We start from the raw sequence: 15812 nt of genomic DNA on the forward strand, positions 1-15812 counted from the left end.
AGGGGCAATGATACTCGTATGTCAACGGAAATTTTGCAGCATTGCTTTCGCCGACGGCCTCGCGCAGGTTCGGCCAGGAACGCAAAGGGCAGGATGCCGAAAGGAGGCCGTGAATGGCGCAGGGTGACAACAGGAAGGTGACGCTCAAGGACGTCTCGAAGGCCTCGGGGCTGTCGCTGATCACCGTGTCGCGCGCGCTGCGCCAGCCCGAGACGGTGCATGCCGACACGCGGGCCAGGATCCAGCGCACCATCGATGAGATCGGCTATATCCCCAACCTCACCGCGCGCTCGCTGGTGTCGCAGCGGTCCGACATGATCGGCGTGGTCGTGCCGATCCTCGCGAGCTCCTTGTTTGCCGATTTCGCCCAAGGGGTCAGCCGGGTGCTGGAACCCGAGAAGCAGCAGATGCTGCTCGCGGTCTCCGACTGGTCGCCGCAAAAGGAAGAGGAGGCGGTGCGCACCTTCATCGCCCGGCAGGCCGACGCGATCATCGTCACCGGCTTTTCCCACAGCGACACGACCCGCAAGCTGCTGGGCAAGTTCTCCGGCCCCGTGGTCGAGGCCTGGAACCTGCGCGACAGCGTGATCGACAGCGCCGTGGGGTTCGACAACTATGCCGCCGCGGTCGAGATGACCCGTTATCTGATTGGCCGCGGCTATCAGGATATCGTCATGGTCGGCGGCGCCTCGCATCACAACGACCAGGCCGAGGACCGGACCCGCGGCTTCGTCGACGCCATGCGCGGCGCGGGACGCAGCGTGACCCAAGACACCATCGTCGAGTTCGACAACCCGGCCACCATCGAGGGCGGCGTGGCGCTGATCCAGCAGCTGCTGGGGCGCAAGCGCAAACCGGATGCGATCTTCTTCCTCGCGGAATTGCCCGCGCACGGCGCGATGCTCTGGTGCATGTCAAACGGCGTCAGCGTACCGGGCGACGTGGCCATAGCGGGCTTCGGCGACCTCAGCCTCTCGGCGCTTCTGCCGGTGCCGATGACCACGGTCCAGATCAAGGGCCGCGACATCGGCGAACGTTCGGCCAGCCTGGTGATGGACCGGCTCGAGGGCCGGGCAGACAGCGCCGCCAGCCATGACATCGGCTATCACCTTCAAATCAGGGAAAGCACATGACTTCATCCAACGGTCCCGTCCGGGCCGCCATCATCGGTGCCGGCCATTTCGCCTATCGCATGCATATCCCCGTCCTGGCGGTGCGCGAGGAAGTGGTGCTTGATTCCGTCTGCCGCCTCGGCCGCGAGGAGCTGGACCTGATTGCCAAGGAATTCGGCTTCGCCTTCGCCACCGAGGACTGGCGCGAGGTGCTCGACCGCGACATCGACATCGCGGTGATCTCCTCGCCGCACAACCTGCATTACGAGCAGGCCAAGGCCTTCCTTGAAAAGGGCTGTCACGTGCTGGTCGAAAAGCCGATGTGCCTCGATCCCGGCGAGGCCTGGGACCTCGTGCAAGTGGCCGAACGCGCGGGGCGCGAGCTGCTGGTGGCCTATGGCTGGAACTACAAGCCCGGCCTCGGCGAGATGCGTGAGATGGTGAGCGAGATCGGTGAGATCGAACACGTCGTCTGCCACATGGCGTCTTTCACCCGCAGCATCTTCTCCGGCGGCACCCTGTCGAACTGGAACCACATCGCCATCCAGCCCGACCGCAGCACATGGGAGGCCCCCGATCAGGGCGGCGGCTATGCGTACGGCCAGCTGTCGCACGCGCTCGGCATCCTCTACTGGCTGACCGACCTGCGCGCTGCCTCGGTCCGCTCGATGCTGTTCGACGCGCCCTCGACCATCGACCTGCACGACGCCGCCGCCGTTCGGTTCCAGAACGGCGCGACCGGTGTCTTCTCGGGCAGTTGCGGGGTTCCCAACGGCCACGGCTTCGAGGTCGATATTCGCGTCTACGGCAGCAAGGGCTCTGTCCTGCTGGATATCGAAACCGAACGGCTGGTGCTCAAGCTCCCCGATGGCGAGACCCGCGAAGCGCAAGTGCCGCAGGGCGCATGGAAATACAGCTGCGAGGGCCCGGCCGACCGGTTGGTCGATATCGCGCTGGGCCAGGGCCGCAACGAAAGCCCCGGCGAGGTCGGCGCCCGCGCCGTCGAAACCCTTCACGCCATCGTCGCCTCGGGCAAGGCCCAGGGCGCGGAACAGACAATCACCCAAGACCAGAAGGCAGCCGCAGAATGACAGATTTTACCAACCAGACCGCCATCGTCACCGGGGGCGCACAGGGCATCGGCCGCGCCGTCGCCAACCGCCTCGCCAAGGGCGGCGCGCGCGTCGCTATCTGGGACCGCGACAAGACCTTGGGCGACAGTGCCGCAGATGAGATCGGCGGCGGCGCCTTCGCCTGCGCGGTTGACGTCTCGGACTGGGCCAGCGTCGAAGCGGCGATGAAGACCACGCTCGACACCACGGGCCGCGCCGACATCCTGGTGAACTCCGCCGGCATCGCGGGCTCGAACGGGCCACTGGCCGACTACCCGGTCGAGGAATTCCGCCAGATCACCGAGATCAACCTCTTGGGCACCTTCCACGTCAACCGCGCGGTGGTGCCGTCGATGACCGACCAAGGCTATGGCCGCATCGTCAACATCGCCTCGGTCGCGGGCAAGGAGGGCAACCCTAACGCCAGCGCCTACTCCGCGTCAAAGGCGGGCGTGATCGGGCTGACCAAGTCGCTGGGCAAGGAACTCGCCGACAAGGACATCGCGGTGAACTGCGTGACACCTGCAGCCGCACGCACGCGGATTTTCGATCAGATGAAACAGGAGCACATCGACTACATGCTGTCGAAGATCCCGCGCGGACGGTTCCTGGAGCTTGACGAGGCGGCGGCGATGATCGCCTGGCTCTGCTCGAAGGAGAACAGCTTTACCACCGCCTCGGTCTTCGACCTGTCGGGCGGCCGGGCGACCTATTGATGGCGCATTGGCTGGACGGGATCGCGCTGGTCGACGGGCACCACCATTTCTGGGAGCTGTCGCGCTTTCCCTATCGCTGGCTCGCCCCCGACGCCCCGCCGGCCCGGTTCGGTGACAAATCCACGATCCGCCGGGATTACCTCCCGGCGGACCACCTCGCGGCGTTCGAGGGCCTGCCGCTTGCGGCCAGCGTCCATGTGCAGGCCAACTGCGGCGCAGCCGACCCGGTCGCGGAAACCCGCTGGCTGCAGGAACTCTCGGACAGCACCGGCTGGCCCACCGCCATTGTCGCCGAGGTCGACCTCTGCGATCCCGATGCACCTGAGCAAATCGCCCGTCACCTGCAATCGCCGGCCCTGCGCGGCATCCGGACGCCGGTGGCCTGGGACGATGCTGGCCGCTGGCGGGTGGCAGGCAGGCCCGGCGTCTTGTCAGATGACACCTTCCGCAGCGCGCTCGGGCAGGTGCAGGCCGAAGGGCTCTGCCTCGAATGCGTCGTCGTGCCGGCGCAGCTTCCAGAGGTGCTGGCGCTGGCGCAGGCCCATCCCGGCCTGACCATCGTGCTCAACCATTTCGCCACGCTGGAACCCGAGCAGCCCGGCAACCTGCAGGACTGGCGAAGCGGCATCGCGGCGCTGCGCACGGTGCCCAATGTCTGCGTCAAGCTCTCCGGCCTGTGGACGGTCGACCGGCAGTGGCAGGCCTCTGTGCTGCGCCCGCATGTCACGCACCTGCTGTCCTGCCTCGGCGCGGATCGCGTGCTCTATGGCTCGAACCTGCCGGTCGAAGGCGTCAACTGCCCGCTCGCCCGCCAATTCGACCAGCTCAAGGAAATCCTCGAAGGCCAGCCGAAAGACGCCCTGCGCGCGATCTTTTCCGACACCGCGCGCCGGGTCTATCGCCTCTAGCCGCGCGGATCGCCGGTCGGCCCGGGGTCGAGCCGGAAGATATGCGGCGCCGCACCCTGCGGATAGAGCTGCCGCACGCGCGGATCATGGCCCGGCACGATCAGCCGCGGGTCAGAGGCCAGCGCCCGCAGCCGGGCGAACCCGTCAAGCATGTTCTGCAGGTCGACCACGATCGGAAAGGGCTTCCGCGCAAAGACGTTCTCGTAATAATGCGCCGCGTCGGAGGCCAGCACCAGCCAGCCCGCCGCGGTGCGCACCCGCACGCATTGCAGCCCGCGCGAATGGCCGCCGATGCAATGCACGGTGACACCCTCGGCGACCTCGGCATCGCCGTCGTGAAACACCACCTTGCCGGAATAGAGCCGGGTCACCGCCTCGCAGATGTGCGGCGCCGTGAACGGCGCGCGCAGGGTGTGGTGGCACATGCAGGGGCCGGTGGCGAACTGCATCTCGGCGGCCTGCATGTGTAGGGTCGCATTGGGAAAGAGGTGCAGCCCGCCGGCATGGTCGTAATGCAGGTGGGTGACGATGACCCGGGTGACCGCCTCGGCCGCCAGGCCCAGGGGCTTCAGCGCGTCCCGCGGGTCAAGCTGGATCGGCCGGCCGCGCGCTGCCGCCTCGGCGCTGTCATAGCCGGTGTCGACGAGGATCACCTCTTCGCCGCGGCGCAGCACCCAGATGTAGTAATCCATCGCATGCGGCGCATCGTGGTTGTCGTCGAACAGGAAGCTGTCGGCGCGGGTGCGGGCATTGCGCTCGGCGTATTTGACGGCGTGAACCTCCCAGGCGCTCATTGCGTCACCTGGGTGAAGGTGGCGACCGACTTGTCGGCGATCATCCCGGCGACCTCGGCATCGAAGCTCTTGAAATGCGTGCTTTGCAGGTGGGTTTGGAACGCGTCGGCATCGTCATAGAGCTCGTAGAGAAAGATCACGTCATCGCCGTTGCTGCAGACGTCGAACTGGCGGCAGCCGGGTTCCTGCTCCAGCGAGGCCCGTGCATTGGCCTGCATCAGGGGCAGGAAGGCGTCGCGGGTTCCGGCGCGCAGGGTAAAGGTCACGGTCACGGCATACATCAGGCAGGGCGTCCTTTCAGGCGGTTCAGGGCCCGTTTCGCCACCGGCATCTGGCCGAGGATCAGGGCAAGGATCAAGGTCAGCAGGATCGCCGCGCCGGGCCGCGAGACAAAGACCGAGAGGTCCCCGTCGGACAGCAGCAGCGAGCGGCGGAAGGTTTCGTCGAACATGCCGCCGAGGATCACGCCGATCACCAGCGGCGCGATCGGATAGCGCAGCAGGTTCATCACATAGGCCACGAGGCCGACGCCGAGCATCAGGTAGAGATCATTGAGCCCGCCGCCGACACTGAACGAACCGATGGTGGTCAGCACCATGACCAGCGGCAGGAACACCGTCTGCGGGATGCGCAGCACCTTGATGAAGATGCGCGCGGTGAACAGCCCCATGATGAACATGGTGAAACTGGCCAGCACCATGATCGCGACGACGCGCAGGATGATCTCGGGGTCGATGGTTGGGCCGGGGATCACGTTGTTGATCTTGAAGGCGCCCATCAACGCCGCCGCCGGCGGCGAGCCGGGAATGCCCAACACCAGAAGCGGGATCAGCGCGCCGCCGATGCAGGCGTTGTTGGCGGTCTCTGAGCAAAGCAGCCCCTCGAGCGAGCCCTTGCCGAACTTCTCGCCCTCCTTCGAGACGGTCTTGCCGACGCCATAGCTGACCCAGCCCGCCACGTCCTCGCCGACGCCGGGCAGGGCGCCGACACCGGTGCCGATCACGCCAGAGCGGCCGATGGTGGGCAGGTAGCGGCGCATCGCGGCCATGTTGGGCAGGATGCGGCCCTTGAGCTCGGCCACCTGTCCGGTCTTGACGTGGCGCATGCCCTCGATGATCTGCGGCACCGCGAAGGCGCCCATCAGCACCGGCACCACCGCCACCCCCGACAGCAGGTAGGACCAGCCGAAGGTATAGCGCGCCTCGCTCAGGATCGGGTCCATGCCGACCATCGCCAGCGCCAGACCGATCAGCCCGGCGATCCAGCCCTTGATCGGAAGGTCCTCGCTCATCAGCGTGCCCGACAGCAGGATGCCGAAGAGCGCCAGCAGGGCCTTTTCCGGGCTGGCGATGTTCTTCGAGATCAGCAGCAGCACCCAGACGAAGATCAAAAGCGCCGCGGTGCCGACCAGCGTGCCGATGAAGCTGGCGGTGGTGGTCAGCCCCAGCGCCTCGGCGCCACGGCCCTGTTTCGCCAGCGGGTAGCCGTCCATCGCGGTGGCGGCGCTGGCGGCGGTGCCGGGGATGTTGAGCAGGATCGACGGGTAGGAGCCGCCGTAGATCGCGCCGACATAGGCCCCCAGCAGGGCGATCAGCGCGTAGTCCAGCGGGATCTTGTTGCCGAAAAAACCGGTGAGGATGGTCACCGCCAGCGTCGCCGTAAGGCCGGGCAGGGCGCCGAAGGTAATGCCGAGAAACACCGAGGCGATCAGGTAGACATAGGTCAGCGGGTCGCTGACCAGCGCGGCAAAGGCAAGGCCGAAGCCCGCCAGTTGGCCGAGGACGAATTCCATCTCAGGACCTCCAGATCGGGCGCAGGTGGACGTAGTAGCTGTATTCGATCTTGGCAAAGATCAGCCCGCCGCGGTTCGGCACGTTCTGGCGAAAGCCGAAGGCCATGGCGCAGATCAGCAGCAGCGGCACGCCGAGCGCCAGCACCGGGGTCAGCCGCAGCGCGCGATCGCGCACGCCGGTCAGCTGGTGCCAGAGGGTCAGCGCGACCAGCAGCGCCAGCGCCACCCAGTCGTCACCGTGACGGGCCCATTCGGCTTGCGGGAAATGCATCACCAGCGCGCTCAGCGCGGCGACGGCAATGGCCAGCAAAGGCAGCAGCGGGCGCGGCGCGGGGCGGCCGTGAAAGCTGGCGATCAGCGCGGTGATCAGCAGGCCGGAGGCGAGGATGAAATCGACCCGCGGCACGAGGCCCACGATATAGCACAGCAGCATCAGACCGACGGCGGCAAAGCGCCAGAGCTCGCGCGGCGACCAGCCGAGGCCGGCGGCGCTCAGCGCCTGCGCCGCGCCGCCCGAGCGGATCGAGATCGAAAGCAGCACGCAGGCCAGCACCAGCAGCGCGCCGAACAGGCCCAGCGGCACGATGGCGGCCGAGGTGTACCAGTCGGCGCTGTTGACGCCGGCGCCGTTGCTGCCGCCAAGCGGGATATCGAGCGTTCTCCACAGGAAGAACAGCGACAGCGCGATGAGCGCCAGCGCGCTCCAGAAATCGCGTGCGCGCAGCAGGCGCGTTTCCTGCGCCGCGGTATCGGGTGAATTATCCAAGGCGGGCCTCCCAACGGCAGGGCGGGCGCCGTGGCGCCCGCCGGAAATGGTGCCCCGGCTTGACCGGGGCGCTCCGAGCTTACGGTTTCTCGATGCCGAGGTCTTCGGGCATGACCTTGGCCGCACCGAGGTCCTTGAGCGTATAGGCAAAGGTGCTCTCGAGGTTGGCAAAGAGCGCCTGCGCCGCCTCACCATACTGGCCGCCGACGTCGTACTTGTTGGCCTTGGCCCAATCCGCGACCGTCTCGGACGCCATCGCTTTCTCGAAGGCTTCCGCCAGAGTCGCCTTGACGTTGTCCGGCGCCGAGCCGTGCACGGCAAAGCCGATCGCCTGTTTCAGCGGCAGCACCTCGGAGAGACCCGCGTAGCTGTCGAAGGCCGAGGGCACGGTCTGGCCGGCGATCTCGACGCTGTCGGCGGTGAGCATCGCCAAGGGCTTGAGCTGGCCGCCCTCGATCAGCGCTGCCTGCTCGGCCAGCGAGGTCACCACCAGCGCCACTTCGCCGGCAATCGCGGCTTCCTGGCCGGGGGCCGAGCCCGAGTAGGGCACGAACTTGAAGGTTGCGCCCGAGCCCTGTTCCAGCGCCAGCAGGTTCAGGTGGTGGATTGAGCCGGCGCCGCCAGCGGCGGCGGGCACCGAGCCGGGCTCGGCCTTGGCGGCCTCGATCAGGTCGGTCAGACTGTCGTAGGGGCTCTCGGCCGGCACCGAGATCAGGTCGGGCGAGCCGCCCACGATGAAGGGATACCAGTAGTCGAACTTCTTGTCCCAGCCGCCCTGGACGGCGGCGGTGACGTTGGATTCCGACAGGCCGACCAGCGTATAGCCGTCATCGGGCTGGTTGGCGGCAAAGACAAGACCGTTCGAGCCGGCGACGCCGCCGGTCTGGTTGATCACGTTGATCGACACCGGCAGGTGCTTTTCCATCTCGGCCATGATCATCCGGTTGATCGTGTCGGTGCCGCCGCCGGCGCCCCAGACAACCGCGTTGGTAATGTCGCGATAGGGGTATTCCTGCGCCACGGCGCCGCCGGCAATCCCGCCGGCCAGCGCCAGCGCCGCCAGCGTGCTGGTGATCGAAAACTTCATCTGTCCATTCCTCCCAAAAGGCTTTGCGTTGCTTATTGCGTTTTTTTATGTATGCATTAAATAACACGCTGTCAACGCCGTTCGCAAGATGCCCGGCGCCCCCGCAACCACCGAGAAGGCAAAGCCAGAGATGACCGACACATTTGAGATTGCAGTATTCGAGGGCGACGGCATCGGGCCGGAGATCACCGCCCCCACCGTGGCCCTGCTGAAACAGATGGCCGCCGCCTCGACCGGCTATGACCTGAGCTTTGCCACTCTGCCCGCCGGCGCCGGCCATTACGCCAAGACCGGCGAATCGCTGCCCAAGGAGTCGCTGCGCATCGCCGGCGAGGCCGATGCCATCCTGTTGTCGGCCATGGGCCTGCCGGACGTGCGCTATCCCGACGGCACCGAGATCTCGCCGCAGATCGAGCTGCGCATGGCCTTCGGCCTGTTTGCCGGGGTCCGCCCGGTCAACGTGCGCGCCGGCCAGCCCGGGCCGCTGACCCTGCCGGAGGGCCGCGAAATCGATTTCGTGCTGATCCGCGAAAGCACCGAGGGGCTGTTCTATTCGATGGGTGCCGGCGAGGTCACCGAGACCGAGGCGCGCGAGACCCTGCGCATCACCCGCGAAGTTTCGGAGCAGCTGTTCCGCTTCTCCTTCGACCTGGCGCAGAGCCGCAAGCAGCAGGGCCGGGGCCCCGGCCGGGTGACCTGTGTCGACAAGGCCAACGTGTTCCGCGCCTTTGCCTTCTTCCGTGGCATCTTCGACGAGATCGCGGTCGAATATCCCGACCTTGCGGCCGATCATGCCTATGTCGACGCCACCGCGCTCTGGATGGTACAGAAACCTTGGGATTTTGACGTGCTGGTGACCGAAAACATGTTTGGCGACATTCTCTCCGACCTCGGCGCCGGGCTGATGGGCGGGCTCGGCCTCGCGCCCTCGGCCGATATCGGGTTGAAACAGGCGGTGTTCCAGCCCTGTCATGGCTCGGCCCCCGACATTGCCGGGCAGGGCGTGGCCAACCCGCATGCGATGATCCTGTCGGCGGCGATGATGCTCGACTGGTTGGGCATCAAGCACGACAATGCCGCGCTGCGGGCCGATGGCGCGCGCCTGCGCGAGGCGGTCGAGGCGGTGGTCGCCCGTGGCGATTGCCTGACCCGCGATCTGGGCGGCACCGCCGGGACGGACGAAGCGGCCGGCGCGGTGCGGGCCATGCTGCAGACGGCGCAGGCGGCATGAGCACCGCGCCCCTCACGCCGCCGCTGCGCGTGGCCTGCATCGGGGCGGGCTACTTCAGCCGGTTTCACTATGGCAGCTGGGCGCGGATGAAGCGCGCCCGGCCGGTGGCCTCCTGCAACCGCGACATCGCCAAGGCGCAGGCCACCGGCCTGCCGGCCTATGATGACGTGGCCAGGATGCTGGCCGAGGTGCAGCCCGACCTGCTCGACATCATCCTGCCGCCAGAGGCCCATGCCGCCACCATCCGGCTGGCGCTGGCGGGTGGCGTGAAACGGATGATCTGCCAGAAGCCGTTCTGCCGCACGCTGGAAGAGGCGCGCGCGATCACCGCCGAGGCCGAGGCCCAGGGCGCGGTGATCGTGGTGCACGAGAACTTCCGCTTCCAGCCGTGGTACCGTGCGGTGAAATCGGCGCTGGAGCGGGGCGTGGTGGGCGATCTGCAACAGGTGACCTTTCGCCTGCGTCCCGGCGACGGGCAGGGGCCGCGCGCCTATCTCGACCGCCAGCCCTATTTCCAGCAGATGGAGCGTTTCCTGATCCACGAGACCGCGGTGCACTGGGTCGACACCTTCCGCTGGCTGCTCGGCAACCCGAGCCATGTCTACGCCGACCTGCGGCGGATCAACCCGGTGATTGCTGGCGAGGATGCGGGGTTCGTGCTGTTCGACCATCCCGGTGGGGTACGCGCCCTCTTCGACGGCAACCGCCATCTCGACCACGCCGCCGACAACCAGCGCCGCACCATGGGCGAGGCGCTGTTTGAGGGTACCGAGGGCGCGCTCAGCATCGAAGGCGATGGCGCGGTGCGCCTGCGCCGCCATGGCGAGACCGCCGAAGAAGTGTTGCTGCCGCCCGACGCTCATGACGGTTTCGGCGGCGATTGCGTCCATGCCTTGCAGAGCCACGTGGTTTCCGGTCTTCTGGGGGACCAGCCGTTGGAGAACACGGCGCGCGACTATTTGACGGTGATCGAGATCGAACAGGCCATCTATGCCTCTGCCGCCGAGGGGCGCAAACTCTCGCTGACCGGGGCGGCCGGGTGAGCGACAAGGCGCAAAAGCCCGCCTCCAACGCGCAGCGCGCGGTGCGGCAACTGCGCGAGATGGTGTTCTCGGGCGAGCTGGCGGCGGGATCGGACCACCTCGAGACCGAGCTGGCCGAGCGGCTGGGCATGTCGCGCACCCCGGTGCGCGAGGCGGCGCTGCTGCTGGAAAGTCAGGGGCTGGTCGAGATGCGGCCGCGCAAGGGCGTGCGCATCTTGCCGGTCTCGGCCTCCGACATGCGCGAGATCTATGACGTGCTCACCGAGCTCGAGAGCCTCGCGGCCGAGCGCGCCGCAGAGGCCGGCTATTCTGAACCTGAACTCGCCGCGCTGGCCGGGGCGATCGCCGACATGGACCGGGCCCTTGCGGCCGAGGATCTCGAGGCCTGGGCCGAGGCCGACGACCGGTTTCACGCCGAGCTGGTGCGGCTCGGGGGCAATTCCCGGGTGCGGATGATCGTCGCAATGATGAGCGACCAGGTGCGCCGCGCCAAGGCCTCGACGCTGTTTGTCCGGCCGCTGCCGGTGCAATCCAACGAAGACCACCGCGAGGTCTTTGCCGCCATCCTTGCCGGCGATCCCGCCCGTGCCCGCCGGGTGCACCGCGACCACCGCCGACAGGCCCGCGACGTGCTGACCGGCATTCTCGAGCGGATGCGCCTGCGCAACCTTTGATCCCGGTGCCACGGCGCTTTGCGCTGCCGGCCCCCCCTCTTGCCATGTTTTCGTCTTCACCCCGCCGGTCGTTGCCCGAGCGGGGCGAAATATTTTCCATAGCCAAGCGCGTTCCAATTTAGTACGTATCAATTTGTACTAACCAATCGCGAGTCACAGTCCCTTGGCGATCGATCCAACCCTTCAGCACGCGCCGGCCGCCCGTGGTTATGTGCTGCGCCATGCGCTGGCCCAGCTGCTGCTCTGGTCGGGGTTCTATTACCTTCTGCCGGCGGTACTGCCGCATATGCTGGCCGAGACCGGCTGGTCCGACGTGCAGCTCTCTGCCGCGATGAGCGCCGGGTTCCTGATCTGGGCGCTGCTCTGCCCGCTGGCGGGCAGCGTGATCGACCGGGGCTGGGGGCCGCGCGCCATGCGGCTGGCGGGGCTGGCGGGAGCGGGGCTGTTGCTGGTGGCCGCCACCGGGCAGAGCCTCTGGCTGGTGGGCGCGGCGCTGGTGCTTCTCGGAGCGCCGATGGCGATGACCCTCTATGATCCCTGTTTCAGCCTGATGATCCGCCGCTTCGGCCCGGCCGCGCGCCGGCCGATCACCACCGTGACGCTGATCGCCGGGCTCGCCACGCTTTTGACTTTTCCGCTGGTCGCCGGGCTGTCTGCCGCCGGGCTAGGCTGGCGCGGCATCTTCGCGGCCTTCGCCGGGCTGGCGCTGGTGGCGGTGCTGCTGCTGCCCTCAGAGCCCGCCGGAGGCGCCGTGGCGCCGGCCTCAGTCGCGCCGGAGGGGCCGGCGCCGGGTGCTCGCACGCTTGTCTTCGGGCTGGCTTTCGCGCTGCTGATCTTCGGCCATGCGGCGCTGTTGTTTCAGCTGCCGGCACAGCTGGCCAGCACCCGCGGGCTCGACAATGCGCTGCTGCTGCCGATGGTGCTCGGCCCGGCCCAGATCGCCGGCCGGCTGCTCTGGGAGCGGCTGCAACGTGGCTTCGGTCTCGAACGGGCGGCGCTGGGGCTGTTTACCGTGATGCTGCTGCCGCCGCTGCTGCTGCTCGATCCCGGTGCCGGCCTCTGGCTGGTGCTGCTGGCGCTGCTGGTGCAGGGCGGCTGCTACGGGGTGCACACCATCCTGCGGCCGCTGCTGGCGGCGCATTGGTTGCCGCGGGCAGGCTTTGCGCGCCGGCTGGGCAGCATCGCGATGATCGGCCTGCTGCTGATGGCACTGGCGCCGGCGGCGGCGGCCTGGGTGACTGCGGCGCTGGGCCTGCCGGGCCTGCTGGCGCTGGTCTTCCTCGCCGATCTCGTCGGTCTGGCGCTCTTGGCCGGGCTGGTGATGCGCGCGCGACAGGAGGGCTGGGCATGAGTGATGTGCGGATCGCCGGCGGCGCGATGACGCCGTTCAACCGCCGCAAGGATGCAAGCTCCTGGCGTGACTGGTGCCTTTCGGCCTTCACCGATGCGCTCGCCGATGCGGCGCTGATGGCCGGCGATATCGACGCGCTGATGGTGGCGAGCGAGAGCGATTTCTTCTCGCTGCAGCTCAACCCCGCGGCGCTGATCGCCGACGAGCTGGGCCTTCGCCGCATCCGGGTGCAGCGGGTCGAGGGCGGCGGCGCCACAGGCCACCTCGCGGTTCAGGCCGGCGCGGCGCTGGTGTCCTCGGGCCAGGCGCGGCGGGTGGCGGTGCTGGGCGTCGAGGCCTCGGCCTCGCATCTCGATGGCGCCAGTGTCGGCGGGCTCTACAGCCTGTCGTACGATGCCTGGTCAGAGGGCGAGAGCGGCATCGGGTCGGCCTCGATCTACGCGCTCTCGGCGCTGGCCTTCATGGCCGAGACCGGTGCCACGTCCGAGGATTTTGCCCGCATCGCTGCCCGAAACCGCCAGAATGCGCGGCACAACCGGTTTGCCCATCTGCCGCTCGACGTGACCGAGGCGGATGTGCTGGCCTCGGCCCCGGTCTCCACCCCCTATCGCCGGCTCGACTGTTCGCCGCTGAGCGATGGCGCGGCCTGCGTGATCCTTGCCGCCTCGCAAGACCTGCCGGAGGGGCCGGGGCGGGCGCGGCTGGCCGGGATGGGCGTCGCCAATGACCGGGTGCGGCTGGGCGACCGGGCGCATCCCGGGTGCTTCACCGCCAAGGGCGTCGCCCTGCGTGCGGCGCTGGCGCAGGCCGGCTGCGCGGTGGACCAGATCGGGCTGGCCGAGGTCTATGACAGCTTCTCCGGCGCGCAACTGCAGGCGCTGCAGGCGCTGGGGCTGACGGCGGATCCGCTGGCGGCTGAACGTGACGGGCAGTTCACCGTCGAGGGGGCGTTGCCGGTCAACCTTTCCGGCGGGCTCTTGGGGCAGGGGGCGCCGGTGGGTGCCACCGGCGTGGCGCAGGTGCTGGCGGCGGCGCAACAACTTGAGGGCCGCTATCCCGGTCTGCGCCCGGCGCGCGCGCCGCGCTTTGCCCTGGTGGACACCCATGGCGGCATTGCCACGCTCTGCGCCGTCTCGATTGTGGAGGCGCCGCGATGAAACGCCCGCTGCAGCTCGACTACAACATCCCCCGAGGCCGCCTTGCGCCGCATTTCGAGGCACTGGCCCAAGGCCGCGCGCTGGCCCTGCGCTGCAGCTGCGGCCATGTCGCCTTTCCGCCGGCACTGACCTGCGCGGCGTGTGGCGCACACGACGGGGACTGGGTCGCGCTCAGCGGCCAGGCCCGCATTGAGCACCGCACAGACACGCCCGGGGCGGCCTGGGCGCTGGCCCGGTTCGCCGGCGCCGATACCGCCGTGATGCTGCGCATCGCAACCCCCGAACTGACAACCCGACGCGGCCACCTGGTGCCGCCCGAACATCACGCCGGCCTGTGGCTGGCGCTGGAGGAGACCGACGATGATGACTGACGTGTTCGCTGACTGGAGTGACGGGCAACTGGCCGAAATCGGCCTCAAACGCGGCGCCGAGGGGGTCGAGATCGACATCTCTCCCGACGCCAATATCCATGCCATGACCGTCGGCCGGCAACTGGAGCAGGGCCGCGCCGAAGCGCCGGCGATGGTTTTCGAGCGCGAGGATGGCACGCTCGAACGCTGGAGCTTCGGCGAGATCGACCGGGCAGCCACGGCGCTGGCGGCGCATCTGCGCGACCTCGGCTACCGGCGCGGCGATCCGATCGCGCTGCATACCGGGATGCGGCCGGAAACCGCGATCGGCCATATGGCGGTCTGCAAGCTGGGCGGCGTGGCGGTCACCCTGTCGCAGCTCTATGGTCCCGACGCGCTGGCCCATGCGCTCAACCATTGCGGCGCCCGGTGCCTGCTGACCACCGAGGCCGGCTGGGCGCCCCTGCGCGGCGAGGCGGCACAGCTCTTCCCGGCACTTTCCCACGTCCTGGTGGCCGAGACCGCCGGCCCGGAGCAGGAGCTGCGCGACGTGCTCTCCGGCCCGGTGCCGGAGGATTTCGCGCCGGAATATACCGGTGCCGATGACGAGGCGCTGCTGATGTACACCTCGGGTTCGACCGGCATGCCCAAGGGCATCAGGCACGGCCACCGGGTGCTGGCCTCCTACGTGCCGTCGATCAGCCTGTTCTTCAACCTGACGATGGCGGACGAAGACGCGGTCTTCTGGTCGCCCTCGGATTGGGCCTGGGTCGGCGGGCTGCTCGACATGCTGTTCCCGGCCTGGCTGGCGGGGCGGCCGGTGGTCACCTCCGAGGCGCGGTTCAAGGCCGACTGGGCCTATGACTTCATGGCCCGCCACAAGGTCACCCATACCTTCCTCGCGCCCACCGCGATCAAGCGGCTGGCGCAGACGCCCCACCCGCGCGACGACCATGACCTGGCACTGCGGGTGATCTGCACGGGTGGCGAGGCGCTGGCGGCCGATACCCTGGCCTGGGCCGAGGAGCGGCTCGGCGTGACCTGCAACGAGTTCTACGGCATGACCGAGGTCAACCACCTGATCGGCAATTGCGCTGCACTCTACCCGCGCAAGCCCGGTTCGATGGGCGTGGCCTATCCCGGGCACAAGGTCTGCCTGGTCGATGCCGAGGGCCGCGAGGTGGCCGATGGCGAGCCCGGCGAGATCGTCACCCCGGCAACCGCACCGACCCGCTACCTCGGCTATCTCGACAATGCCGAGAAGGAAAAGGAGCTGCGGCTGGGACAATGGATGCGCACCCATGACCTCGCGGTGCGCGATGCGGACGGGTATTTCTGGTACAAGGGCCGGTCAGACGACCTGATCAAATCCTCGGGCTTCCGCATTGGCCCGGCGGAAATCGAGGAATGCCTGCTGGCGCATCCGGCAGTGGCCGAGGCGGCGGTGATCGGCAAGCCCGACCCCGAGCGCGGCCAGATCGTCAAGGCCTTTGTCCGGCCGGCAAAATCGGCGCAGCCCGGCGCGGCGCTGGCCGATGAGCTGAGGACCCACGTCCGCGAACGGCTCGCCGCCTACAAGGCCCCGCGCGAGATCGATTTCGTCGAGGGTTTCGAGATGACCTCGTCGGGCAAGATCAACCGAAAAGCGCTTCGGGCGCAGGAAATGGCGAATTCAGATTTGACATAACAAATCTGTATGTACTAATATGTACGCAACAG

The 15812-nt window shown here is 68.0% G+C and carries 16 protein-coding genes; 11 read left to right on the forward strand and 5 right to left on the reverse strand.

The window, feature by feature from the left end:
- The first annotated feature begins 113 nt into the window (after positions 1–113).
- The 4 genes from VOI27_RS06335 to VOI27_RS06350 are packed head-to-tail and all read left to right on the forward strand — an operon-like array spanning position 114 to position 3848.
- Positions 114–1133 (forward strand): LacI family DNA-binding transcriptional regulator, encoded by a 1020-nt coding sequence (locus tag VOI27_RS06335; protein WP_323764472.1) that lies wholly within the window; start codon positions 114–116, stop codon positions 1131–1133.
- Positions 1130–2203, forward strand: coding sequence for a Gfo/Idh/MocA family oxidoreductase (locus VOI27_RS06340; protein ID WP_323764473.1), 1074 nt, complete (start codon positions 1130–1132; stop codon positions 2201–2203). Before VOI27_RS06335 ends, VOI27_RS06340 begins: the two co-directional genes overlap by 4 nt.
- Positions 2200–2940 carry an SDR family NAD(P)-dependent oxidoreductase gene (locus VOI27_RS06345; protein ID WP_323764474.1) on the forward strand — a complete coding sequence of 247 codons (741 nt, stop codon included), beginning with the start codon at positions 2200–2202 and terminating at the stop codon, positions 2938–2940. The genes VOI27_RS06340 and VOI27_RS06345 overlap by 4 nt, the downstream gene beginning before the upstream one ends.
- Positions 2940–3848 carry an amidohydrolase family protein gene (locus tag VOI27_RS06350; protein WP_323764475.1) on the forward strand — a complete coding sequence of 303 codons (909 nt, stop codon included), beginning with the start codon at positions 2940–2942 and terminating at the stop codon, positions 3846–3848. Before VOI27_RS06345 ends, VOI27_RS06350 begins: the two co-directional genes overlap by 1 nt.
- Here the strand turns inward: VOI27_RS06350 and VOI27_RS06355 are convergent.
- The 5 genes from VOI27_RS06355 to VOI27_RS06375 all read right to left on the reverse strand — a co-directional run bounded on the left by VOI27_RS06355 (position 3845) and on the right by VOI27_RS06375 (position 8287).
- A complete protein-coding gene (locus tag VOI27_RS06355; RefSeq protein WP_323764476.1) occupies positions 3845–4642 on the reverse strand; it encodes an N-acyl homoserine lactonase family protein in 798 nt (265 codons plus the stop codon). The two genes, VOI27_RS06350 and VOI27_RS06355, sit on opposite strands and share 4 nt — an antisense overlap.
- A complete protein-coding gene (locus VOI27_RS06360) occupies positions 4639–4923 on the reverse strand; it encodes a putative quinol monooxygenase (RefSeq protein WP_323764477.1) in 285 nt (94 codons plus the stop codon). The genes VOI27_RS06355 and VOI27_RS06360 overlap by 4 nt, the downstream gene beginning before the upstream one ends.
- Complete coding sequence (locus VOI27_RS06365; RefSeq protein ID WP_323764478.1) at positions 4923–6434, reverse strand: tripartite tricarboxylate transporter permease; 1512 nt, start codon at positions 6432–6434, stop codon at positions 4923–4925. The genes VOI27_RS06360 and VOI27_RS06365 overlap by 1 nt, the downstream gene beginning before the upstream one ends.
- Before the next feature lies 1 nt (position 6435).
- Complete coding sequence (locus VOI27_RS06370; RefSeq protein ID WP_323764479.1) at positions 6436–7200, reverse strand: tripartite tricarboxylate transporter TctB family protein; 765 nt, start codon at positions 7198–7200, stop codon at positions 6436–6438.
- 79 nt (positions 7201–7279) lie between these two features.
- A complete protein-coding gene (locus VOI27_RS06375; protein WP_323764480.1) occupies positions 7280–8287 on the reverse strand; it encodes a tripartite tricarboxylate transporter substrate binding protein in 1008 nt (335 codons plus the stop codon).
- Between the two features lie 130 nt (positions 8288–8417).
- Between VOI27_RS06375 and VOI27_RS06380 the strand changes: the two genes are divergently transcribed.
- The 7 genes from VOI27_RS06380 (at position 8418) to VOI27_RS06410 (ending at position 15780) form a co-directional block, all read left to right on the forward strand.
- Positions 8418–9518, forward strand: a complete 1101-nt coding sequence (locus VOI27_RS06380; protein ID WP_323764481.1) for an isocitrate/isopropylmalate dehydrogenase family protein — start codon at positions 8418–8420, stop codon at positions 9516–9518.
- A complete protein-coding gene (locus VOI27_RS06385; RefSeq protein ID WP_323764482.1) occupies positions 9515–10561 on the forward strand; it encodes a Gfo/Idh/MocA family oxidoreductase in 1047 nt (348 codons plus the stop codon). Before VOI27_RS06380 ends, VOI27_RS06385 begins: the two co-directional genes overlap by 4 nt.
- The gene (locus VOI27_RS06390) at positions 10558–11235 is read left to right on the forward strand and encodes a GntR family transcriptional regulator (RefSeq protein ID WP_323764483.1); all 678 of its coding nucleotides are present in this window, start codon (positions 10558–10560) and stop codon (positions 11233–11235) included. The genes VOI27_RS06385 and VOI27_RS06390 overlap by 4 nt, the downstream gene beginning before the upstream one ends.
- 163 nt (positions 11236–11398) lie before the next feature.
- Positions 11399–12586 (forward strand): MFS transporter, encoded by a 1188-nt coding sequence (locus tag VOI27_RS06395; protein ID WP_323764484.1) that lies wholly within the window; start codon positions 11399–11401, stop codon positions 12584–12586.
- Entirely contained in the window at positions 12583–13743 is a 1161-nt protein-coding gene (locus VOI27_RS06400; protein WP_323764485.1) for a thiolase family protein, read from the forward strand. Before VOI27_RS06395 ends, VOI27_RS06400 begins: the two co-directional genes overlap by 4 nt.
- Positions 13740–14114: a zinc ribbon domain-containing protein gene (locus tag VOI27_RS06405; protein WP_323764486.1), complete on the forward strand. Its 375-nt coding sequence runs from the start codon at positions 13740–13742 to the stop codon at positions 14112–14114. Before VOI27_RS06400 ends, VOI27_RS06405 begins: the two co-directional genes overlap by 4 nt.
- Positions 14107–15780: an acyl-CoA synthetase gene (locus VOI27_RS06410; RefSeq protein ID WP_323764487.1), complete on the forward strand. Its 1674-nt coding sequence runs from the start codon at positions 14107–14109 to the stop codon at positions 15778–15780. Before VOI27_RS06405 ends, VOI27_RS06410 begins: the two co-directional genes overlap by 8 nt.
- Positions 15781–15812: the final 32 nt, after the last annotated feature.

Source organism: Marinovum sp., assembly GCF_034669705.1.
GTDB lineage: Bacteria > Pseudomonadota > Alphaproteobacteria > Rhodobacterales > Rhodobacteraceae > Marinovum.